Annotated in this window: 20 protein-coding genes and 1 pseudogene; 4 read left to right on the top strand and 17 right to left on the bottom strand. The window is 70.0% G+C overall.

The window, feature by feature from the left end; translation table 11 throughout:
- Nucleotides 1-38 precede the first annotated feature (38 nt).
- A complete protein-coding gene (locus ACWCP6_RS18180; protein ID WP_450933456.1) occupies nt 39-866 on the top strand; it encodes an oxidoreductase in 828 nt (275 codons plus the stop codon).
- 532 nt (nt 867-1,398) lie between these two features.
- On the opposite strand, the gene ACWCP6_RS18175 is transcribed toward ACWCP6_RS18180, so the two are convergent.
- Nucleotides 1,399-2,232, bottom strand: a complete 834-nt coding sequence (locus ACWCP6_RS18175) for an HAD family hydrolase (protein ID WP_450933455.1) — start codon at nt 2,230-2,232, stop codon at nt 1,399-1,401.
- A gap of 639 nt (nt 2,233-2,871) precedes the next feature.
- Between ACWCP6_RS18175 and ssd the strand changes: the two genes are divergently transcribed.
- Both ssd and ACWCP6_RS18165 read left to right on the top strand, forming a co-directional pair.
- Complete coding sequence (gene ssd / locus ACWCP6_RS18170) at nt 2,872-3,990, top strand: septum site-determining protein Ssd (protein WP_450933454.1); 1,119 nt, start codon at nt 2,872-2,874, stop codon at nt 3,988-3,990.
- A pseudogene (locus tag ACWCP6_RS18165) lies at nt 3,987-4,583 on the top strand (ATPase, T2SS/T4P/T4SS family); the annotation flags it as partial. The gene ssd and the pseudogene ACWCP6_RS18165, both read left to right, overlap by 4 nt.
- A 137-nt stretch (nt 4,584-4,720) precedes the next feature.
- Here ACWCP6_RS18165 and ACWCP6_RS18160 read toward each other — a convergent pair.
- The 3 genes from ACWCP6_RS18160 to ACWCP6_RS18150 all read right to left on the bottom strand — a co-directional run bounded on the left by ACWCP6_RS18160 (nt 4,721) and on the right by ACWCP6_RS18150 (nt 6,684).
- Nucleotides 4,721-5,275, bottom strand: a complete 555-nt coding sequence (locus ACWCP6_RS18160) for an NUDIX hydrolase (RefSeq protein ID WP_450933453.1) — start codon at nt 5,273-5,275, stop codon at nt 4,721-4,723.
- Between the two features lie 10 nt (nt 5,276-5,285).
- Complete coding sequence (locus tag ACWCP6_RS18155) at nt 5,286-6,407, bottom strand: adenosylhomocysteinase (protein ID WP_450933452.1); 1,122 nt, start codon at nt 6,405-6,407, stop codon at nt 5,286-5,288.
- Between the two features lie 70 nt (nt 6,408-6,477).
- The gene (locus ACWCP6_RS18150) at nt 6,478-6,684 is read right to left on the bottom strand and encodes a hypothetical protein (RefSeq protein WP_450933451.1); all 207 of its coding nucleotides are present in this window, start codon (nt 6,682-6,684) and stop codon (nt 6,478-6,480) included.
- Between the two features lie 299 nt (nt 6,685-6,983).
- Between ACWCP6_RS18150 and ACWCP6_RS18145 the strand changes: the two genes are divergently transcribed.
- Nucleotides 6,984-7,745 (top strand): helix-turn-helix domain-containing protein, encoded by a 762-nt coding sequence (locus ACWCP6_RS18145; RefSeq protein WP_450933450.1) that lies wholly within the window; start codon nt 6,984-6,986, stop codon nt 7,743-7,745.
- 67 nt (nt 7,746-7,812) lie between these two features.
- On the opposite strand, the gene ACWCP6_RS18140 is transcribed toward ACWCP6_RS18145, so the two are convergent.
- From ACWCP6_RS18140 to ACWCP6_RS18080, 13 genes are read right to left on the bottom strand one after another with little or no spacing between them, the layout of a single operon-like run.
- On the bottom strand, nt 7,813-8,025 hold the full coding sequence (locus ACWCP6_RS18140; protein ID WP_450933449.1) for a hypothetical protein: 213 nt from the start codon (nt 8,023-8,025) through the stop codon (nt 7,813-7,815).
- Nucleotides 8,026-8,034: 9 nt separating this feature from the next.
- Entirely contained in the window at nt 8,035-10,113 is a 2,079-nt protein-coding gene (locus ACWCP6_RS18135; protein ID WP_450933448.1) for a glycine-rich domain-containing protein, read from the bottom strand.
- A gap of 10 nt (nt 10,114-10,123) precedes the next feature.
- Nucleotides 10,124-10,762: a collagen-like protein gene (locus ACWCP6_RS18130; RefSeq protein ID WP_450933447.1), complete on the bottom strand. Its 639-nt coding sequence runs from the start codon at nt 10,760-10,762 to the stop codon at nt 10,124-10,126.
- The gene (locus ACWCP6_RS18125; protein WP_450933446.1) at nt 10,759-11,052 is read right to left on the bottom strand and encodes a hypothetical protein; all 294 of its coding nucleotides are present in this window, start codon (nt 11,050-11,052) and stop codon (nt 10,759-10,761) included. Before ACWCP6_RS18125 ends, ACWCP6_RS18130 begins: the two co-directional genes overlap by 4 nt.
- 16 nt (nt 11,053-11,068) lie before the next feature.
- Nucleotides 11,069-11,290, bottom strand: coding sequence for a holin (locus tag ACWCP6_RS18120; protein ID WP_450933445.1), 222 nt, complete (start codon nt 11,288-11,290; stop codon nt 11,069-11,071).
- Between the two features lie 42 nt (nt 11,291-11,332).
- Entirely contained in the window at nt 11,333-12,154 is an 822-nt protein-coding gene (locus ACWCP6_RS18115) for a hypothetical protein (protein WP_450933444.1), read from the bottom strand.
- A gap of 2 nt (nt 12,155-12,156) precedes the next feature.
- Nucleotides 12,157-12,393 (bottom strand): hypothetical protein, encoded by a 237-nt coding sequence (locus ACWCP6_RS18110; RefSeq protein ID WP_450933443.1) that lies wholly within the window; start codon nt 12,391-12,393, stop codon nt 12,157-12,159.
- Nucleotides 12,394-12,403: 10 nt separating this feature from the next.
- A complete protein-coding gene (locus ACWCP6_RS18105; RefSeq protein ID WP_450933442.1) occupies nt 12,404-12,964 on the bottom strand; it encodes a hypothetical protein in 561 nt (186 codons plus the stop codon).
- Between the two features lie 12 nt (nt 12,965-12,976).
- Nucleotides 12,977-15,925: a hypothetical protein gene (locus ACWCP6_RS18100; RefSeq protein ID WP_450933441.1), complete on the bottom strand. Its 2,949-nt coding sequence runs from the start codon at nt 15,923-15,925 to the stop codon at nt 12,977-12,979.
- An 18-nt stretch (nt 15,926-15,943) separates the two neighbouring features.
- The gene (locus ACWCP6_RS18095; RefSeq protein ID WP_450933440.1) at nt 15,944-19,291 is read right to left on the bottom strand and encodes a phage tail tape measure protein; all 3,348 of its coding nucleotides are present in this window, start codon (nt 19,289-19,291) and stop codon (nt 15,944-15,946) included.
- A 41-nt stretch (nt 19,292-19,332) separates the two neighbouring features.
- Nucleotides 19,333-19,806: a hypothetical protein gene (locus ACWCP6_RS18090; protein WP_450933439.1), complete on the bottom strand. Its 474-nt coding sequence runs from the start codon at nt 19,804-19,806 to the stop codon at nt 19,333-19,335.
- Nucleotides 19,799-20,086, bottom strand: coding sequence for a hypothetical protein (locus ACWCP6_RS18085; RefSeq protein ID WP_450933438.1), 288 nt, complete (start codon nt 20,084-20,086; stop codon nt 19,799-19,801). Before ACWCP6_RS18085 ends, ACWCP6_RS18090 begins: the two co-directional genes overlap by 8 nt.
- Complete coding sequence (locus ACWCP6_RS18080; protein ID WP_450933437.1) at nt 20,002-20,445, bottom strand: hypothetical protein; 444 nt, start codon at nt 20,443-20,445, stop codon at nt 20,002-20,004. Before ACWCP6_RS18080 ends, ACWCP6_RS18085 begins: the two co-directional genes overlap by 85 nt.
- Between the last annotated feature and the right edge of the window lie 14 nt (nt 20,446-20,459).

Below are 20,459 nucleotides of genomic sequence, written 5' to 3'. Positions count from 1 at the left end.
TGTGGGGTGGGGCCGCCGTGGTGCGTAATGTCGTACTCATGAGTACGACAGGCGCGACCGCCGAAGACCCCCTTGCCGCACTGGGGGCCCTCCCCGGTGTGGCCGATTCCGTGGACTCCGTGCGCAAGGCAGTGGACCGGGTCTACGGGCACCGGATCATGCGGCGCCGCAGCAATGCGATCACCTCCGAGGCGGCGCTGCGCGGAGCGCGCGGTTCCGCCGCGCTGTCCGGCGCCGACTGGGCCTTGGAGGAGGTGCGCAGGCGTACCGACTTCAGCGGGGACGCCGAGGCGCGCATCGTCGGTGCCGCGCTGCGGCTGACGGCCGAGGCGGGTCAACTGCTGTCCATCTGGCGCCAGTCGCCGCAGCGGGTGCTGGCGCGGCTGCACCTCGTCGCGGCTGCCGACAACACCGACCGGGTGGGCCGGCCGCGCAGGGACGGCGAGCCCGTGGACGAACCCCTCATCGAGCTGCCGCTGCCCGGCGCCGACGAGGTGGCGGGCCGCCTCGAAGGGCTCTCGCAGCTGATCATCGCGGGCAGCTCGGCCCCGGCGCTGGTGACGGCGGCCGTGGTCCATGGCGAGCTCATGGCGCTGCGCCCGTTCGGCTCCCACAACGGCCTCGTCGCCCGTGCGGCCGAGCGCATCGTCCTGGTCGGCAGCGGCCTGGACCCGAAGGCCGTCTGCCCGGCCGAGGTGGGCCACGGCGAGCAGGGTCGTGCGGCCTACGCGGGCGCCCTGGAGGCCTACGCGTCCGGCACGCCCGAAGGGGTGGCCGCATGGATCGCCCACTGTGCGCGGTCGGTCGAGCTGGGGGCCCGCGAGTCGACGGCGGTCTGCGAGGCTCTGCAGCGCGGCGCGGCGTAGGGGGACGCGGGGGAGCACCTCCGGCACATCCGCCTCATCGGCCTCGGAACTCCTGTACGCCGCTCGCACCCGTCCGACATCGGGTGAGCGATTGCGGGCGTACACCGGTGCGCGGCCGTCCGAGCCTGCCCGGTGCCGTCAGGACTGCAGGGCGATCCGGCCGGAATCCAAGGGGTGAAAAGGACTGCGGCGGTACGAATTCTCGTACCGCCGCTGGCATGTTCACCGGGTTACCATGCGTCCTCGATATGTGCTCATCAGGCCGGATGCTTTGTCCGTCACCTGGTGCAGCTGGCCCGTAATCGACGGGTCGACGTCGCGTGGGTGCCTAGTGTTCATACATCGGTCCGTGGGGCCGTGGTTGCGTTGAAGGTGATCCTCTCGGATGTCCTTGGTCTCGCGGGCCGTTAAGTTCTTTGTACTCCAGACCCGGAGCAAGCGGAAGTGGAGCGCCCCACTTCTTTACTTTTAGGCTCAAAGCGGACAATGGTGTGCTGTTGGTATCGCGGAGCCCGCCCGGGATTCCCCGCGCTCAGGTCGCCGACGTACGGCGCCGGTTCGCGAACCAGACCAGCCCCGCGGTCGCCGCGGCGGCGCCCACCGCCGCCATCGCGACGAGGGCCGGGCGCGGCGGGACGGAGAGTGCGGGCAGCCGCTGCTTGAGGCGTACCGGGCGGTGGAAGTCGAGGACGGGCCACTCGCGCGCCAGGGCCTCGCGGCGCAGCGCGCGGTCCGGGTTGACCGCATGGGGGTGTCCGACGGACTCGAGCATCGGGATGTCGGTCACCGAGTCGCTGTAGGCGTAGCAGCGGGACAGGTCGTACCCCTCGGAGGCAGCCAGCTCCCTGACCGCCTCGGCCTTCGTCGGGCCGTACGCGTAGTACTCCACCTCGCCCGTGAAACAGCCGTCGTCGCCGACGACCATTCGGGTGGCGACCACGCGGTCGGCGCCCAGCAGCTCGCCGATCGGTTCGACGACCTCGGCGCCCGACGTCGAGACGATCACGACGTCCCGGCCGGCGGTGTGGTGCTCCTCGATCAGCGAGGCCGCCTCGTCGTAGATGATCGGGTCGATCAGGTCGTGCAGGGTCTCGGCGACGATCTCCTTCACCTGGCGCACGTTCCAACCGCGGCAGAGTGCGGACAGATAGGCGCGCATGCGCTCCATCTGATCGTGGTCGGCGCCGCCTGCGAGGAAGACGAACTGCGCATACGCAGTGCGCAGTACGGCCCTCCGGTTGATCAGTCCGCCTTGGTAGAAGGACTTGCTGAAGGTGAGCGTGCTCGACTTCGCAATGACCGTCTTGTCCAGGTCAAAGAAGGCTGCTGTGCGAGGCAAGGAGTGGTTTTCCACGAGCCAGAGCATAGGGGCCCACCATTCGGCGTAAGCTGGGGCGCGTGGGTTTGCCTGAGAAGGCTCTCGGGTACACCATGGAAGTCACGGATCGTTCGCGACCGTGCTAACCCGGTCCGACTCCTCCCCCCCCGAGTCGGCCGTGGGGACGACCCCCGCTCTCCCCCCCGGCGGGGGTCGTCGCATGTCCGGATGCATTTCGTCCTCTTCTTCCCCTCCCTCCGGGCCTCCGGTGCGGCTCGAGCCGCGTGCAGCGCTCATGTGCTCGCTTCATCACACTCCGTAACCGCTCTGCCGCTCTGCGGAAGTCTTTGGGATGTCACCGGTATGGGTGAAGGGGATATTCACATCCGCTGAGTTGTCCACAGTTATCGACCAAGATCCACGCGATTTTCGGGATCGCTGCACGCTCATTCCCGCGCATCCCGCACACGAAGTTCATGAGCGGTTCGTTTGGGTGCCGGTCCGTATGGCCGGTTCTTATCGCCGCTTCGTATGGCGACCGGCCGACCCCGCGTATCGAGGTCGGCCGGGCGGCCGCATCCCCGTGCCCCCCTCCGCCTGCGGCGGGCGGCCGGCCGGGGCTTCGCGACGGGATTCGCGGGCTCGCAGGGAGCCTCGCGACGAGCGCAGCGAAGGGGGACGAGGACTGTGGCGGGAACCATCGCACACGACCGGGCGGACACCAGCGCTGGACGGCGCGCCGGACCACTGATCGTCACGGAGGACGTGGCTCTCCTCGACGACCTGCTGCGCCTGTGCGCGGCGGCGGGCGCCCGGCCCGAGGTGCATCACGGCGTGCCCGAGCGCCGCGGCAGCTGGGAGTCGGCCCCGCTGGTCCTCATCGGGGACGACGCCGCGCCGCGGGTCCGCGGGGCCACGCGTCGGCAGGGAGTCGTCCTGGTCGGACGGGACCAGGACGACGGCGGGGTGTGGCAGCGGGCCGTCGAGATCGGCGCCGAGCAGGTCCTGCTGCTGCCCGACGGAGAGCAGTGGCTCGTCGACCGCATCGCCGATGTGGCCGAGGGCGTGGGGCGCCCCGCGTTCACCGTGGGGGTGGTCGGCGGGAGCGGTGGGGCCGGGGCCTCCACCCTGGCGTGCGCGCTGGCGGTCACCTCGGCCCGCGCCGGGCGCCGCACCATGCTCATCGACGCGGATCCGCTGGGCGGCGGACTCGACGTCCTGCTCGGCGCCGAAGCGGTGGACGGACTGCGCTGGCCGGCGTTCACCGAGTCCCGGGGGCGCGTCGGCGGCGGCGCCCTGGAGGAGTCACTGCCCGAACGGCACGCGCTGCGCGTCCTCAGCTGGGACCGCGGCGACACGGTGGCGGTGGCACCCGAGGCCGTACGGGCAGTGCTCGCCGCAGCCCGGAGGAGGGGCGGTGTCGTGGTCGTGGACCTGCCGCGAAGGCTCGACGAAACCGCCGCGGAAGCCCTCGCCCAACTCGACCTGGGTCTCCTGGTGGTGCCCGCCGAGCTGCGCGCCGTCGCCGCGGCCGGCCGGGTGGCGTCGGCGGCCGCCATGGTCCTGCCCGACCTGCGGGTCGTCGTCGGCGCCGCATCCGGGCGCCGCGAGGGACTCGGCGGCCTCGGCGGCGACGAGACGGCACGCCTCCTCGGCCTGCCCCTGGTCGGCGAAGTCCCGCCGGAGCCGGGCCTCGTGGCGGCCCAGGAGGCCGGCGCTCCCCCGGGCGCCGACCCGCGCGGACCGCTCGCCCGCTTCTGCGCGGCCTTCTGGGAGCGGATGCCGGTCGACGGAGGTGTGCGATGAGCGTCGGACCCGGACTGCTGGACGGTGTGCGGCAGTGGCTCGCCGAAAGCGGCTCGGAACCCACCCCGGCACGTGTGGCGGAGGCACTGCGCGCCCAGGGCAGGGTGCTGGGCGACGCCGAAGTCCTCGGCACGGCCGCACGGCTGCGGTCGGAACTCGTCGGCACGGGCCCCCTGGAACCCCTGCTCGCCGACCCCTCGGTGACCGACGTGCTCGTCCCGGCACCGGACCAGGTGTGGGTCGACCGCGGTCGCGGCCTCGAACTGACCGACGTGGTCTTTTCCGACGCAACCGCCGTACGTCGTCTGGCGCAGCGCCTCGCGGCCGTCGCCGGGCGGCGGCTGGACGACGCCCGCCCCTGGGTGGACGCCCGACTTCCGGACGGCACACGGCTGCACGCCGTCCTGCCGCCCGTCGCGGTCGGCTCCACCTGCCTGTCCCTGCGGGTCGTACGGCCCCGGGCGTTCACGCTCGCCGAACTGGTCACGGCGGGCACCGTGCCGCCGGGCGGCGACCGGGTGCTGAGGGCGCTCGTGGAGGCCCGGCTGTCGTTCCTCATCAGCGGCGGTACGGGCTCGGGGAACCCCGACTTGTGGATACAACACCACTAGCGGTCGGTCACTCGTAGTAGCTGGTGCAGAAGGGGCCGATGTGGCGCATGAGCTGTGGCGTCCGGGCATGGGAGAGCCCCGGCAGATGATCCGCCGGGGCTCTCTGTGATCTCGATCTGTCAGGCAGTCGCCGCAACGGCAGCCATCACCCGGTTACGAAGGGGCTCGCCCGTGAGCGTGTCGGCGTGCTGCCACGAGTACGCCGTGACCTCCTCCTCCTGCAGCTCGACGGCGTCGGCGGTCGTGCGGAACAGGAACCGGAAGTCGAAGTGCTGGTGAGCGGGCTCGTTCTTGGCGGGGTTCGCCGGAATCGGGTGCACGTCGATGTCCAGCGGCGCCGTCCCGGCCGGCTCGATCTGGCCGGCGTCGATCCCGGTCTCTTCCGCGAGCTCGCGCTGCGCGGCAGCGAGCAGCGTGGCGTCCTCCGGCTCGACGTGTCCGCCGGGCAGCAGCCACTTCTCAAGGGCGCGGTGCTCGATCGTGAGGACGCGGCCGTCGGGGCGCAGCAGGACCGCGCCAGCGGTGACGTGGCCGCGGAACTCTTTCCGTGAGGCAATCGTGTCGCCCGCCTGGTCGAGAACGTCGGCGATGGGCGCGAGCCTGACTTTCTCCTCCGGGTGCAGGTCAAGGTACTCGTCGAGGGTCTTCCTAACGTGGTCCGCCGTGATCGGCATGATCGCTCCCTTACCGGTTGAAGTAGTTGAGCCAGGTTGATGCGATGAAGGCCCGGTCCTGCGCGTCGACGTCGTGCATACCGGATCCGAGGTCACCGCGGGCGAGCATCCGGACTCCGGCGAGGATTTCCGCCTGCACCAGGTAGATGAACGGGCCGACGGAGGCTCCGTGCAGGAAGTTGACGGCGTTCCCGCCGTTGAGCAGGTAAAAGTAGTGCCCGGTCGTCTGGTACCGCGTGACGTGGTCGCCGTTCGGGGTGCGGGTGTAGACGTCGGGCAGCCCAGCGAGGTCGAGCTCGTCCTCGCTGCTGGTGACCGTCGCGACGTAGGCCCCGTTCCGCAGGTGGGGGAAGTCCTCGCCGCGCAGGGAGACGGCGCCTGTGGCGCAAAGGACGAGCCCAGCGCCGGTGAGGGCAGCCTCGCGGTCACGGGCGACCGTGAAGCCCTGTGAGAGGGCCTGTGTGCGGCGGACGGGGTCGATGTCGTACACGGTGACCTGGACGCCCTTGGCGTGGAGCAGGCGGGCGATGCTGGAGCCGAGCTTGCCGAACCCGATCACCAGGGCGGGGCGGCCGTGCATGATGTCACCGCGGCCGCGCATGAGCGCCTCAGTGGAGAACACGACTGACTGTCCGACGAGGAAGTCCTCGGGGTCCTTCAGCGGTGACCGGGCGACGGACACGACCGGGCAGGGGAGTTTCTCGGCGCTGGCGTACCGCTTGTGGCCGTTCTCGGTGTCCTCGACGACGCCGAGGATCCGGCCCGAGAACCGGTCGCACAGTGAGTCCAGGGTCGGCGCGAAATACCCGCCGACGTCGAGCAGCACGACCGGGGCGCCTGCGGCCCGTGCCTCGACGTAGTCGAGAGCCGCCTCGGTGTTCTCGAACAGGTCGCGCGACAGGGCATCGCACTGGGCGACCTGCTCGACCTCGCGCTTCGCCGCCGCGTGGATCGACTTCGGCTTGGGCAGGACGGCGCGCAGGTCAGTCTGCTTGGCCACAGCCCTCACGAACGCCGGCCGCTCCGGCAGCAGGTGCGTGATCAGGAACGCTGCGGGTCGTTCGGGGGTGGTGAACTGTGCAGCTAAGCGGCCGAAGTAGGAGTCGAGACGAGCGCGTTCGAAGGCTTCCATGCCTACCCCTTCCAGGGTGTATGGGGGTTGGTGCTCCAATTCGCGGGGACCGCCGATCCCGGCGGGGGACTCAGGGGCTGGCGCCGTGCCGGCCCAGCCGAAGTGGGCTGACGCGCGAGGGCGGCGCGCAGTCGTCGGCCTTTGCGTGAACGACGAGACGGACGTCGGGGCCGGACATGCGGGGCAGCCAGCGGACTATCGCCTCATCGGTGTAGACGCCGCAGGCGACGCAGATGCCCTCGGCCTGCTCGGGCTCGTTGTCCCACATGGGGCTCATCGATTCCCCCTGTTGGAGCAGCGCGGGCACTCGCACGGCGGAAAGACGAGAGATTCCGCCGGGCTGTCGGCTGGCTCGAGGACGCGCGTGCGGCGACGAGTGCGGGCCATGGTCTGGGGGTTGACTCGGTAGACCGTGATGGTGAGGCCTGGGTGTGTGCCGCCGTTGCCTGTAGTCGTCACGGATTCAAGATGGCGCCGACACTGTGAGTTGCGCGGCGTCAGTGGAGACGTCAAATCGGCGACACACGGGGCGTCATTTCGGTGTCATTCCCGGCGGTTGAGCGATAACGTGACCGCATGGCCACACCGAACAGCGCACTGCGAGCAGTCCGCATGGGCCTGCTCATGTCCCAAGACGACTTCGCCCGTGCCGTCCGAGATGCCGGCGCCCGCGCGGGAGTCCCGAACGATGCGAACAAGCGGCTCGTACAACGCTGGGAATCCGGCGCCACCGTCAGCCCCCGCCCCGTGTACGCCCGCGCCCTCGAGGCCGTCACCGGCCTGCCCCTGGAATCCCTCGGCTTCACCGTCACGGTGCCCCTGGCGCGCGTCTCCGACGACGGCCATGGCGGGCACGACGTCGAATCGTCAGCGAATGGCATTGCCCCTGCGGCGGCGGCTCCGCAGCCCGAGCCGCAAGGCACCCACCGGAACTACTCCGGGGTGTGGCTGTCGCGGTACGAGTACTTCAGCTCTGGCCGCGACTCGAAGTTCACCGGCCTGCACTACGTCGTCGTGCTGCAGCACGGCAGCCGCCTGACGGTGCGGAGTCTGCCTGGCTCGTCGGACTCGCCGCTGACCATGGACTTGGAAGTCGACGGGCACGTCGCTACCGGAACCTGGACGGAGCAGACCGCCGTCGAGGGCTACTACCGCGGCGCCCGGTACCACGGCGCGATCCAGCTGCTCGTGGAGCCGACTGGGCGCCGAATGACCGGTAAGTGGGTCGGCTTCGGTAAGGAGTTCGACGTGAACACCGGGCCGTGGGAACTCGTTTTCCAGGACGCGTCGACGAACAAGGCGACGCTCGAGGCGTACAACCGCCGCCCGGAGGTCTGACCCCGGACACGACGAAGCGCCCCCTGCACAGCCGCGAAGGCCGTGCAGGGGGCGCTGTCGGTTGGGGTCAGTCTCCGGGCTGCTCGGTACCGTCGTCGGGCGGCGTGGTCTCCGGCGGCGGCCAGGCGTAGCCCTGCGCGAGGGCCGTGTCGGTGAGCAGCAGCCGCAGGTTGTCACCGGGGCTGTACTCGGATTCGCCGTCCCACAGCAGTGGACCTAGCTTGATGATCCTGTCGTTCGGGTCGGTCGCGTTGACCGCGACATACGACTCGACGGGCATGTGCCCCTCCTAGAAAGTGGTGGTGATGATCGCGATGCCGTTGGCGCCGTTGCCTCCGGCGCCGCTCGCGCTGCCGTTGACGGAGGCGCCGCCGCCCCCGCCACCGCCGCCGTAGAGGCCTCCAGCCGCACCGGTCTGCCCGGCCCCAGTGGTCGACCCTGCGCCTCCACCGCCACCGCCACCAGCAAGGCCCGAGCCTGTTGCGACGTCGGCCGGCGAGGTCGGATTGGATCCGCCCGCGCTGCCTGCGAGACCAGCGTTGCTGGCGCCGTTGGCGCCGCCCTGGCCGCCGCTGCTGGCCGTGTTGCCGGAGGTGATGCCGCCGCCTGCCGCGCCACTCGCGGCCGCGAGTACGCCGGGGCTGCCATTGCCGCCCGTGGCGCCGGTCGTGGATGCTGCGGCACCCGATACGCCGGCCGTGGAGCCGACGGCCCCGCCGCCGCCCGTGCCGCTGGAGGCCGTACCGCCGGAGCCGCCGCCGCTGGAGCCGGTACGGGCATACGTGCCGAACGTGGTCGCGCCGCCCGAGGATCCGGCTGCACCGTCGGTGTCGTCCGTAGTGCGGGCAGCGCCGCCCGAGCCTCCGGTGCCGACGGTGATTGAGACGCTCGACGACAGCACCGACGCCTGGAACGTGGCGTGAAACGCTGCCGCGCCTGCCCCGCCGCCACCGCCACAACGCACCGACCCCGCCACGCCCCGGCGCCCCGACCCTCCGCCGCCTCCGCCGGCGATGAGGTGGATGAGGACGTTCTTGGCGCCTGTCGGCATCGTCCAGGTGCCGGACGAGGTGAACACCTGGGTGTCCGGCGTCCGCGCCAGTACGTTGCCGCCCGCGGTGACGCTGCCTCCGACGACGAGGGAATCGTCCGTCGCGAGGGTGTCGGCCGATGCGCGGTACAGGTTCGTGTCCCTAGCGGAGCCGCCGGATCCCCACTCCTGCTTGCCGTCGGCGTAGCGCCTGTAGCGGTCGAAGCTGTCGCCGCTGACGAGGGAAGCCTCGGCGGTGGTGCCGGAGGCGCCGAGGGTGGCGTTGGTGGTGCCGGTCATCGTGCCGCCCGCCAGCGGCATGAGGCCCGTGGTCGGGTGCACGTGCCCGGCATCAGCAGCCTTGCCGGTCGACCCGGCGGCCTGGGCGCCGAGAGCCTGAATGTCGCCCGCGGTGCCGTCGAGCTGCACGACGCCAGCCACCGATGTCGACGCCGCGGGCAGGGTCGGGGTGCCGTGCGTGTGGTCGCCGCGCGCATAGGTGCTGGCGGAACCAGCGGCCGAGGCCTGCCCGAACGTCGTCTCGCCGGTGACGCTGCTGGCTGCGCCCGGTACAGCGGACGGAGTCTGCCAGGTGGCCGCGGTGCTCGACGTGGCCGTGGGCACCTGCCCGGCGCTCGGCGTGCCGGTGACGGCAACCCCGTTCACCTTCACCACGGTGGGTCCCGGGTACGTGCCGGACAGGTCACCGCCCGCCGCGCCGGACGGGCTGCGTGAGTCGGCGAGGCGGGAGTCGTCGCCGGCCGCAACGGTTCCGCTCGTCGTGCCGACGTTCCGGGTAGCCGCATTGCCGAGGCCGAGGTTCGTGCGCGCACTAGACGCGCTGGCCAGGTCGGCGAGGTTCTGCGCCTTCAGCGCGGCGCCTGCGATCCGATTGTCGTCGCCCGCCATCACCGTCCCCGCAGTGCTGCCGACGTCGAGGAAGGCAGCGTCGCCCAGGGCCGACACGTCGACGAGCGTCGAGTAGCTGCCAGCGACCGGATCGGGGACGACCACGGCGGCGAGAACGACCGTCGGTGACGCCTTGGGCAGGCTGATGTACCGCGTCCAGTGCGGCGCGTTCTCCAGCTCGGCGACGACCTTGTATGTCCAGCCGGAAGGAGACATACCGGTGGCGTCCGTGGCGACTAGGCGGACGGAGAACTGGCCGTCGACCAGGTCGACCGGGACGCCACCGCCGAGCCCCTGTTGCTGGCTGGCGATGGTGACCACGTCCGGGCCGTAAAAGGTGAGACGGCCTCGGATCCACGTGCCGTCGAACAGGGCCAGCGGCTGGCCGCTGGTGACGGTGACCGTCTCTACGCCTGCAGGTAGGGGCATCCTGGCCTCCTCACGGGTATTGGCGGCGTTGGGGGTCGAGGCCCATCGACAGCAGGCCGCCCTGCTTCTTCTCCGGCTGCGGGGCGCCGTCCTTGCGGCAGACCTTGGCGTCGGGGTCGTAGGACGGTGTCTGCCACGAGTAGCCGTCGGGGCAGCTCTGCCCGTCCGTCCCGTCGCGGCCGTCTTTGCCGTCGGCGCCGTCCTTGCCCGGCGGCCCTTGTGGCCCAGGCTCGCCTTGCGGGCCGGGCGGGCCGGCTGCCCCGTTGTTGCCTGCGGCGCCAGTGGGACCGGTCTGGCCCACACCGTTCGATCCGTTGCTGCCGTTCTTCCCGGCCTTACCTCGCGCTCCGGACGCCCCCACCGGCCCGGTAGGGCCGATCGGCCCGGGTTCCCCCTGGTCGCCCTTCGGCCCGCGGGGCCCGACGACGCTCTTGCCCGGCTCGCCGCGGGATCCCGGCGGCCCCGCGACGGGCTTGTGCCCGAGCCCCTGCACCTGGCGGGCGAGGGCGTCCCTCGCCTGATTCGCCGTGTGCAGTTCCGCGGCCAGCGTCTCGAGCGTGAAGACGACCCAGAGCGCGCCGGCCAGGGCTACGGCTGCAGCCAGCAGGAACACGATGTCGCTGCGCCGACGTCGGTGTACGGGGGTCACGTCTTCACCCCCTGAGACGCCAGGTAGATCATGACGGCGAGCATGATGGCCGGAGCCACGAGGGCCGTGAAGATGAGTCGCCGGTCGCTCGCGCGCTGATCGGCTTCCTTCTCCCGTTCCTTCTCGATCTCCTGCACGTCCCGTTGGATGGCTTCCATGGCACGGTCGCGCGCCGACTCCCGCGCGTCGTACACGTCCCGGCGGACCAATTGATCGAGGCGCTGGGAGATGTCGGCGCGGACGTCGGTGATGAGCCGCCATAGCTCGGAGTTCGACGGCTCATCGGCCACCGGTGCCTCCCAGGTATTAGAGCGAAGCGGGGCCGCGCGGGGTGTGCTTGGCCTGCCAGCCGGACAGGAACGTGACCGCGGCCGGGACACCCGCGATGACGACCGCCTGGAGCCAGGGTGGAAGCGGGCCGAGCAGGCTGTCGTCGGCGACCACGGCGTTCAGCACGGCGATGAGCAGGGAGACGAGGAAGGTTGCGGTCGTCGCCGCCTTCACCTTCGCTTCAACAGGAGCAGCCATGGGGTTTCTCCGTTCTGTTCAGTCGGTGACGTGAGGGGCGGACTACTTTTTGCGGAGGCCGTGTGCGACCTGCCAGGCGTACAGCCAGGTCTTGGGCCCGGTGAGCCCGTCAGCGGGGCCGAGGTCGGCGAGGTAGTGCTGCTGCAGAGCTTTGACCTTGTCCAGGTCGAGCTGGGTCATGGTCCGGGAGGGGCCGACGCGGTAGGCGGGGCCCCAGCCGCCACGCTGCAGCCAGGTCTGCAGTTGCAGGGCTGAATCGTTCGTGGCGCCGAGGGTGAACTTGCCGCGGCCGGGGAACGGTGGGGGCGTCAGCTGCGCCGTCCAGCGCCAGGATGTGACGGCCTTCCCGCCGCGCGGGTCCTTGGGGTCTGCGGTCGGAGGGCACTGGCTGTCGGGGTACCGGGGGGCGAAGTAGCCGGTGACGTAGCTGCTGCGCCGGTCGTGGCTGTGGGACCAGACGCCGTTGCCCTGCCCATTGTCGGAGGCTCCGGCCTGGATGCTGTTGCCGCCCTTGGTGTAGACGTTGTCGGCGTCGAAACCGACGACGATCTCGGTGTGGGCGCCGTTGCCGAAGTTCACCCAGGCTCCCACGCTCGGGTAGTCGGACCACTGGCCGCGCTGCTTGGCCCAGGTGGTGAAGTTGGCGACGGAGGCCGTCTTGGGGACGATCGAGTCGAAGTTCAGGTCGTGGTACATGTCCCAGCCGAAGATGGCGCACCAGGCGACGCCGTCCCAGCCGAACTCCTGGCCGAACTGGGTGTGGTTGTTCCAGCCCAGGAGGCTGGTCCACGTCTCGTAGATCCGCTCGGGGACGGCCATCACGTGGTCGACGACGCGGCGCCAGTCAGGTGTTGCTGTGCCCATGGTTAACTCCCCTGCTGCACGTCGAGGCTGGTGGTGGTGATCTCGTAGCGGGTGACCGAAGTGGTCACGTCGTCGCGGTCGCTGCGCAGCTGCGCGCACAGGTCCTCGAGGACGCTCTGCGTCGTCTGGCCGCTCAGGGGGCCGCCGGCGCCTTCCTCGATGTGGACGAGGAGAGCGAACCCGGTCTCGTCGGGGCCCTCGGCCTGGATGCGGTGGTAGGGGTACGGCAGGTCTGCCATGGAGGGCTCCTCAGGACAGCAGCTTGGCGCGGATGTACGAGCCGGCCGCGAGCTTGGTGGCGGTCGCGTTGGCGGTGGCCTGGCACCACTGGAGGGCGAGCGTTCCGCCGGTGGTGGTGGTGATGACGGACTCCTCGATGGCCACGCACTGGTTGGTGGCGTGGTCGCGGGTGCCGTAGGTGGCGGTGGTGGAGTAGGCGTGCACGCCCCAGCGGCCGGTGCCGCCCGCGGAGGTGCTGGAGAGGATGACGCCCTGGTCGGGGCCGATGCACGAGCGGACGCCGCTCGCGCTCGCCGGGACGAGCCACTGGGTCTTGAACCGGGCAGCGTCGAGGGCCGCGTAGTGCATGTAGATCTCCACGCGGTACACGGAGTTCGCGGCGAGGGTGACCTGCAGGTCAGGGTCGGTGGCCATGGTGGCGCTGGTGGTGGTCGTGTCGTTGGTCTTGTAGGCCTCGAGGGGCAGCTGCCCGTACAGGTAGTTCAGCGGGTCGTAGACCTGGGCCTTCCACCAGGCGGCGGAGGCGGGCAGGCCGGCGGTGGCCTGGGTGAGGGCGGGGCGCGTGGTCACGAGGGCCTCCGGTCAGAATCCGATGAGAGGGCTGGTGTCGCCGAAGACGGACGGCACGTCGAAGCACGACGGGTAGCTGCCACCCGGCGGCAACGTGGTGTTGAAGGGCAGCGGGGTGCAGATCAGGTCCCCGCTCGAGTGGGCGTTGGCCGTTGGCGAGGCGAGGGTGAGCTGCACGGTGCTGTAGCCCGCGGACACGGTCTGCACGGACTGGACAGTGACGGTCTCGGCGTTCGTGGTGCCGTAGCCGAGGGTCATCTGGTAGTTCGCGGGGATCACGTACTGGGCTGCGACCCCGTTGAAGTTGTTGACCGGGCCGACGGAGATGGTGCTGACGCCGGCCGCGATCCCCGATGACAGGGCGGCCCAGGCCGCCGAGATGATCCAGTACCGGTACTGGGACGCCGGGGAGATCTGCAGGCGTAGCTGCAGGTTCTGGCCGGTGTCGTCGCCGGACCATTCCATCTGTTCGATGAACCCGTCGAACTGCTTGGCTGGGGCCAGGGCCGGGCGGCGCATGACACGGACGAGGTCGGCGAATTTCAGCCCGGCGAGCTTGGTCTGCAGGGTGGGACTGTGGGCCAGGTCGATGGTGATCTGCCCGACCCGGGTGTGCGGGTCCTTGTAGAGGCTGAGCAGGAAGTCGGCCATGTCCGTGCCGGTCTGCACGGTCGCCGGGTTGATGGTGCGAGTCAGCGACTGGGGGAAGTACGCCGTCTGGCTGGCCGTGTCGGAGGCCTCCTGCAGCGACGTCTGATCGGTCGCGTCGGCGGCGCCCTCGATGGTGATCTGGATGTCGTTGTACAGGTGGGCGGGGTCCTGTTCGAACTTGATGTCGTCCGCGTAGGGGACCTCGCTGCCGGCCGTGTTCTCGCCGAACGTCACGATGGGCGTGTTCTGGACCCACCGCCACAGGTGCCCGTACAAGGTCGGGTTTCCGAACCGGTCGACGACGAACTGTCCGTTGTCGCTGTCGGCGCATGACTGGATGGCGTCCAGGGCGGTGCGTCCGGTCAGCGAGACGGAGCCGAGCAAGCCCTGCCCGGGGATGGCGCCGAGCCCTGCGAAGGGGACGGCGCTGCCCGGGTGGAACTGGGCGAGGCTGAGCAGGCGGGCGACGCGAGTAGACGGCATGTCGCCGGACCAGCCGAGGGCGAACCCGCGTGACAGCTCTCCGACTTCCGTGAACGACAGCGCCGTGTTCCACTGCGCGAAGTAGGCGATGTCCCCGTTGAACGGCTGGGTGTTCTCGCCGCTGCCGTTGGTGGTCAACAGCGCACCGATGGCGTCGACGGTGTACGTGGACGAGCCCATGCTGCTGCCCGAGCCGTAGGTGCTGGTGATGCCGTCCACGGTGATCGTGGCGGTCTTGCCGTCGGCGGACAGCGTGGTGATCAGGCAGTGCCAGTCCCCGTCGCAGACGTTCACGAAGTGCGAGACGTAGATCCCGGTGCCGGAGGAGTTCTGCAGTTGCAGGACGCAGGTGCCGTCCTGGTAGACGCCGCCGAGGGCGACGGACTTGTCTCCGGTGCCGGAGATGAAGCCCGGGGCGGTGGCGCCCCACAGGACGGCCTGGTTGAACCGGCCGCCGGTGCCCGGGGTGGAGCTGGCCTTGAAGCAGATCATGCGGGTCCAGCCGCCGTTGGGCAGGATCTGCCGGTCGGTGCCGTCCCACGGCTGCAGGACCGTGGCGCCGGCGTTGTTGCCGAGCGTCGAGGCCTGGTTGTTGACCAGTGTGGTGACCGGGCCCGGCGTGTTCCACAGCGTGCCCAGGTCGGTTGCGCTGCTGATCTCGGTACCGGTGACGATGTTCGGGCCGACGATGTCCAGCGCACCGTTCGCGGCCAGCGTGCCGCCCGTCGCCAGGAAGGCCTGGCCGCCGGGCACGTCCGGGGACGCCGAGGGCGTGGCGAGGTCGAAGACGTACTGCTGGCTGGCTGGCTCGATGCCGGCGAGGAACGCGGGCATCGTCTCCTGGAAGGTCAGCTGCGAGAGCGGGGCGAGGGAGTCGACGCAGGTGACGGCGACCTCCCCGTACTTGCCGCCCTTCTCGTAGGACTGGGGCCAGCGCTCCACAAAGCCCTGCCACAGTTCCCACCAGGAACCTGTGCTGGTCCAGCTGGTGGCGGCCGAGGCCTGCTCGAGCTGCCACGCGGTCGACCGGATCGTGGTCGCCGCGGTGGTCGCGGCCTGCGTGGAGAACGAGACGACCGCGAACGCGGCGCCAGCCGGCGCGGTGCCGGAGACCGTGAGTCGCGTCCAGGACGTGGTGATGCCGACCGTGGACGACACGTTGGTGCTGATGCTGGTCCCGGTCAGGGTGAACCAGGACAGCCGGGCCCGCATGTTCAGGCTCGACATGCCGCCCGCGGCGAGCTGCACCTCGACGCCGAACGAGTACGCGGCGCCCGGGGTGACGGTGGTGCCGTCGCAGTCGAGCAGCGTCCAGTCCTGCGTCGCGCCGGTCACGCCGAACGTGGCGAACGAGGCTGTGCCGTTCGGCAGAGACCAGGTCTGGGCGGTGGTGAGCCCAGACAGGGACGGCGACAGACCGGAGACAGCGCCGATGGTGCCGGTCGACGCTGCCATGGACAGGGTGCGCGAGCCGTCGGCGACCCAGCTGTAGAGCAGGTTCTGCGACGGCGTGGTCTGCCACACCAGGCGGGCCCGCCGGTAGGGCAGCACGTAGGGGTAGAAGGGGCTGGCCGTGTTGTCGGGGTCGAACGCGCCGTCCAGGTTGTCCAGCGAGAACGTCAGGCTCCCGGACGTGACGGAGTCGAGCTCGTACTGCCGCCCGGCCAGGGTTGCCTTCCAGCTACCCCGCAGCCGCTTGGCCACGGTGTACCAGTGGTTCGGGGCGGTGCTGTTGCCGCCCGCGTTCCATGCGATCTGGACGAGCACGCGCGGCCAGGTGGCGAGGAGGGGGACGTCGTTGATGGGGAATCCGACAGGAACCGTCACAGCGGCCCCCCTTCTCGCTCAGCGGGACTTGGCCGACAGGCCGTTGGAGGTGTTGCGGCGCTCGTGCTGCAGGGCCCGGCGTTGTGTCGCCTTGAACAGCACGTCGCTGTCGAGCTTCACGACGATCGGAATGTCCACTGACGCCGCCCCGGTCCCGGCCCCGGCGAAGGACAGCTGCCGGGCTCCGGCCAGGCGTGGCACGGCGGGCATTCCGGCGGTGGACACGGCCCCGGCCATCGCCTGGGCGGCAGCCGCCGCGGTGCGGGTGCCCTTGGTGATGCCGTTCGCGAGGCCCTGGGTGACGAAGCCGCCGATCTCGTGGAAGACCTGCGAGGGAGACCGGATCTTCAGCGCCCTGCGGATCGCGTCGCGCATCGCCTTCGCGATGTGCAGCATCTCCTTCTCAATGGCCTTCCGCTGTGACTTCAGTCCCTTGATCAGGCCCTTCGCGGACTGGATGCCGGACTTGTACAGGCCGTCTGCTGTCGCCGCGCCCACGGCTCCGGCCGCCGACTTGGCGCCCTTCTGGAGCTTGTTGATCTCGGTGATCTGGGACTTGTCGGCCGTGGACAGGGCCGCGGCAGTGGCACCGCCCTCGTCCACACCTGCGGAGGCGATCTGCTGGATGAGGTCGGCCGACAGGCCCTTCTTACGAAGCGCGGTCAGCTCAGCGGCGAACTTCTTGGCTTTCTGGACCTGGGCCCGCATGTTCGCCACGACGTCCTGGCTGGTGAGTGCGACCGCGCCTTCGGGCATCTGGGTCACGACGGAGACGTTCTCCGTCACCGACTTGGCGACCTCGTCGCGGGTCTTCTTCCAGGCCTTCTGCAGGTCGGCGAGCTTCTTGTTCGCCGCCTTCAGACGGGTGGTGATGTTGTCGCGCTGCTTGGCCAGCCGGAGCAGGTGCTGGCCGTCCCGGCGCACCAGCTGCTGCAGGTGCCGGTGCCCAGAGCTGCCGAACTGCCGGTAGAGCATTCCGGCGATGCGGTTCGCCGCGGACTGCACGCGGGCCGTCGACCCGGTCAGGCCCTGCACCAGGCCCGCGCCGACGTAGGCGCCGATTACCGCGAATTTCCGCGACGGGCTGTTGATCTGCAGAACCTCAGAGGCTGCGGTGATCATGCCTGAGGCGACGTTTCGCACCGAGGTGTGAGCAAGGTGCGCGTGGTCGTCCACGCCTTTCGCGATGCCCTCGGAAATGCCCCGGCCGACGTGGTCCGCGAACAGCAAGGACGGGCTGTTGATGTGCAGGAACGACTTGGCGGACTTCAGGGCGTTGCCAGCCAGGTTCTTGAGCGAACTGAACAGGGCGCCGCCGGCATGCTCGACGCCGTGGATGATGCCCATGACGATGTTCTTGCCGATGGACAGGAACGTGGAGCCGATGTTCTTCACGGCGTTCCACGCGTTGTGTAGCCCGTTCTTGATCGAGGTGGCGATCTTGCCGACGGTGCTGGTGATCGTGTGCCAGGCCGAGATGATCGGGTTGATCATGGCGGACTTGATGGACGCCCACAGCGACGCCGCCGCGCTCTTGATGTGGTTCCACACCGACGACGCGACGTTCGAGATCCCGTCCCACAGGCTCGTCAGGCGCTTGGCCACGTTGGCGACCTGGGAGACGACCGCGTTGACGATGGCCGACCACACGGCCTGCGCGACGCCCTTGATGGCGGACCACGCCGCGTGCAGGTAGGCCTTCATGGCGCCCCACACCGCGGTGGTGAAGGCCTTGACCCGCTGCCAGCCCCGGATGACGGGATCGACGACCATGTGCCAGCCAGCGGCGAAGAACGCGCCGATCGTGTGCCACACGGTCTTCAGGAAGGCGGTGATCGTGTGCCAGGCCTGAACGGTGCGGTCGCGGACCCAATGCCAGGCGGTGGCAACGGCGTGGCCCACGTCGGTGGCAATCCGCTTGATGAACCCCCACACCTGCCGCCAGTGCATGGCCAGCGCGACGATCGCGGCGATCAGCGCCATCACACCGAGCACGATCCACGTGACGGGATTGACCGCGGCCGCAGCCGCCATCCCGTACAGGGCCGCCGTCATCGCAGCGATCGCCGCCACCAACACCACACCGATGACGACCGCGAGGGCCTTGGCGACGCCCTGGTGCTTCGCCATCCAGGACACGACCTTGGAGACGACCCCGACGATCTTCTGAAAGGCCGGCATGAGGTGCTGGCCGATCTGAATGCCCAGCGACTCCACGGACGCCTTGGCCTCGGCCATCTTCTGGTTGAAGTTGTGCTGGACGTCCGCCCAGCCCTCAACCGACTTGCCGCCCTTCTTGACGTGCTCGTCGATGCCCTTGGTGTTCTTGATGAAGTCCTTCATGTGCGGGCCGGTCAGCTGCAGCGCCGCCTGCATGGACTTAGTGCCGCCGACCATCGTGGCGAGCGCACCGACATAGGTCTGCTGCTCCGGCGGGAGGTTCGCCAGTTCCTTCTGGAACGCGGTGGTGTTGTGGGCAGCCTTCTGCAGGTGCTTGATGAGCACCGTGCCGGCCGGGCCCATCTTCTTCTGGATGGCGTCGGTCAGCATGGTCAGCGTCGAGGCCAGGCCGTTCTTGCCGAGGTTCTGGCCGACCTTCACCGCGGACAGGCCCAGGGACTGCATCTCCCGCGCGGCTTTGCCGGACGGGTTCGACAGCTGGCCGATCGTCTGCCGCAGATAGGTGGCGGCGACGGCCGCCGGGGTACCCTGCGCGGTCATCGTCGCCATGGCGCCCATGACCTCGTTCAGCCGGACGTGCGCGGCTGCGGACACCGGCAGGATCGACGACATGGAACCGGCCAGGGCCTCCAGGTTCGTCTTGCCCTCGGCCTCAGTCGCGATCAGCGCGTTCATCACCTGCGTCGCACCGCCCGCGCCGGTCTTGTAGGCGTTCATCGCGGTGGTGACGGCGTCCGTGGTCGTGCCGAGCTCCGCGGCGCCGACCTTCGCACCCATGGCGGCGGTCTTCAGGACCTTCAGGGCGTCCGCGCCGTGGTAGCCCGCGGACTCCGTGGTGTACAGGCCCTTGGTGAGCTCTTCTGTGGACTGCCCGACCTGCCCGGCCATGGAAAGGACGCCCTGGCCGACCATCTTCATGTTCTGGGAGGCCTCGCCCGCGCCGGTGCGCACGCGGGTCATCTGGACCTGGAAATCGCCGGCCATCTTGACCGTGTGCACGGCCACTCCGGCGGCGGCGATGCCGATACCGGCGATCGCGGCCTTGCCGAGCATGCCCGTCTTGCGGAACGCGCCGGCTCCTTCGGCGTCCGCGGCCGCCATCTCGGCCTTGACGTCCGCCATGGCCGTCTTGACGCCCTTGGAGTGGCCCAGGAACTCGATGAACACCGGAGGCAGTCCGCCCATGAGGGAGTCACCTCCCTCAGGCTCGGCTCGGTGTGGAGTGGTCAGCGCATCGCGCGGCCCCAGTGCAGCTGCCAGACGGCGGCCATCTTCGGTTCGGCCTTGCGAATCCCGGGCCGGACGTAGGGGTACTCGCCTTCGATCTTCTTCTTGTAGAGGTTGCGGACGCCGCCGCCGACACCAACGCCGCCCTGGAAGCCGCCGCCGGGCAGCGGCTTAGGTTTCCGGACGCCGCCGACGCCCCGCACGAGCTTGCCGGTGAGCCGTCCGGGCCCGCCGCCCTTGGTCGTGTGGTGCGGCGACAGGTTGAGGCTCACGGCCGGGCCGGTGCGCGGGGACGCGCCGCGGTGGTCCCACCGTGGCCGCCCCCGCATCCCGGACCGGATGCTCTTCTTCGCCAGGGCCTGTGTCGCCTTCAGGGCTCGCAGAGTGGCGACGTCGACTTGTTTGCTCATGCGCGTGAGGTCGGCCTCGACGCGTTTCGTGCCGCGCACGACGACGGTGATTCCTTCAGCCACGGGACGCCTCCTCCTGGACGTTCGCTTTCGCCTGCTCGACAGCGCCGTCGATGGCCAGGACCCAGTCGAGTTGCTCGGCCGGGAGGTCCATCCAGGAGTCGGGCGGCCCGACGACCTTGCACAGCTGCCAGAACCGGTAGTGCTCGGTGGGCAGCTGGTCCGTGCGGTAGTCGAATTTGCCCTCGAGGACCGCCCTCAGGCGGTAGAGGGCTCGGTAGGGGACGCCGGGTCCTGCGACGGGGAGAAGTCCGGCCCGTTCGTCAGGGCGCCCTCGGCGCACATCTCCTTGAGCTTGTCGTAGACGGGGCCGGGCAGGTCTTGCAGCGCGTCCATGGTGACGTCGTCGCCGTAGGACCAGCCGGCCACGCGGGAGATGATCAGGCGGTCGTTGAGCTCGTCCATCAGATCGGCCGCATCGCCCATCTGGGTGACCATCTTGACGGCCTCGGCCTCGCTGATGTCGTCGAGCGACTCCACGCCCTTCTTCTGGGCCGCCTGGATGACCCCCTCGAAGGCAGGGTTGGCAGCCAGGCGCATCTGGATGGCTCGGATGGGCCGCCGCAGACGCTCGGAGACGTCCGCGACGGCACGCAGGTCCACCCAGCCATCGCCGGGCATCTGGTGTCGGTTGATGCTCATGAGGGTGTGGTCTT

The organism is Streptomyces sp. NPDC002004, from assembly GCF_053593975.1.
This window is presented reverse-complemented; position numbering and strand designations above follow the sequence as displayed.

What these genes read in the sequence shown, in the direction of transcription:
- ACWCP6_RS18180 (WP_450933456.1), top strand. Translation starts at nt 39, where the DNA reads ATGAGTACGACAGGCGCGACCGCCGAAGACCCCCTTGCCGCACTGGGG.
- ACWCP6_RS18175 (WP_450933455.1), bottom strand. Translation starts at nt 2,232, where the DNA reads ATGCTCTGGCTCGTGGAAAACCACTCCTTGCCTCGCACAGCAGCCTTC.
- ACWCP6_RS18160 (WP_450933453.1), bottom strand. Translation starts at nt 5,275, where the DNA reads ATGCCGATCACGGCGGACCACGTTAGGAAGACCCTCGACGAGTACCTT.
- ACWCP6_RS18155 (WP_450933452.1), bottom strand. Translation starts at nt 6,407, where the DNA reads ATGGAAGCCTTCGAACGCGCTCGTCTCGACTCCTACTTCGGCCGCTTA.
- ACWCP6_RS18150 (WP_450933451.1), bottom strand. Translation starts at nt 6,684, where the DNA reads ATGAGCCCCATGTGGGACAACGAGCCCGAGCAGGCCGAGGGCATCTGC.
- ACWCP6_RS18145 (WP_450933450.1), top strand. Translation starts at nt 6,984, where the DNA reads ATGGCCACACCGAACAGCGCACTGCGAGCAGTCCGCATGGGCCTGCTC.
- ACWCP6_RS18140 (WP_450933449.1), bottom strand. Translation starts at nt 8,025, where the DNA reads ATGCCCGTCGAGTCGTATGTCGCGGTCAACGCGACCGACCCGAACGAC.
- ACWCP6_RS18135 (WP_450933448.1), bottom strand. Translation starts at nt 10,113, where the DNA reads ATGCCCCTACCTGCAGGCGTAGAGACGGTCACCGTCACCAGCGGCCAG.
- ACWCP6_RS18120 (WP_450933445.1), bottom strand. Translation starts at nt 11,290, where the DNA reads ATGGCTGCTCCTGTTGAAGCGAAGGTGAAGGCGGCGACGACCGCAACC.
- ACWCP6_RS18115 (WP_450933444.1), bottom strand. Translation starts at nt 12,154, where the DNA reads ATGGGCACAGCAACACCTGACTGGCGCCGCGTCGTCGACCACGTGATG.
- ACWCP6_RS18110 (WP_450933443.1), bottom strand. Translation starts at nt 12,393, where the DNA reads ATGGCAGACCTGCCGTACCCCTACCACCGCATCCAGGCCGAGGGCCCC.
- ACWCP6_RS18095 (WP_450933440.1), bottom strand. Translation starts at nt 19,291, where the DNA reads ATGGGCGGACTGCCTCCGGTGTTCATCGAGTTCCTGGGCCACTCCAAG.
- ACWCP6_RS18080 (WP_450933437.1), bottom strand. Translation starts at nt 20,445, where the DNA reads ATGAGCATCAACCGACACCAGATGCCCGGCGATGGCTGGGTGGACCTG.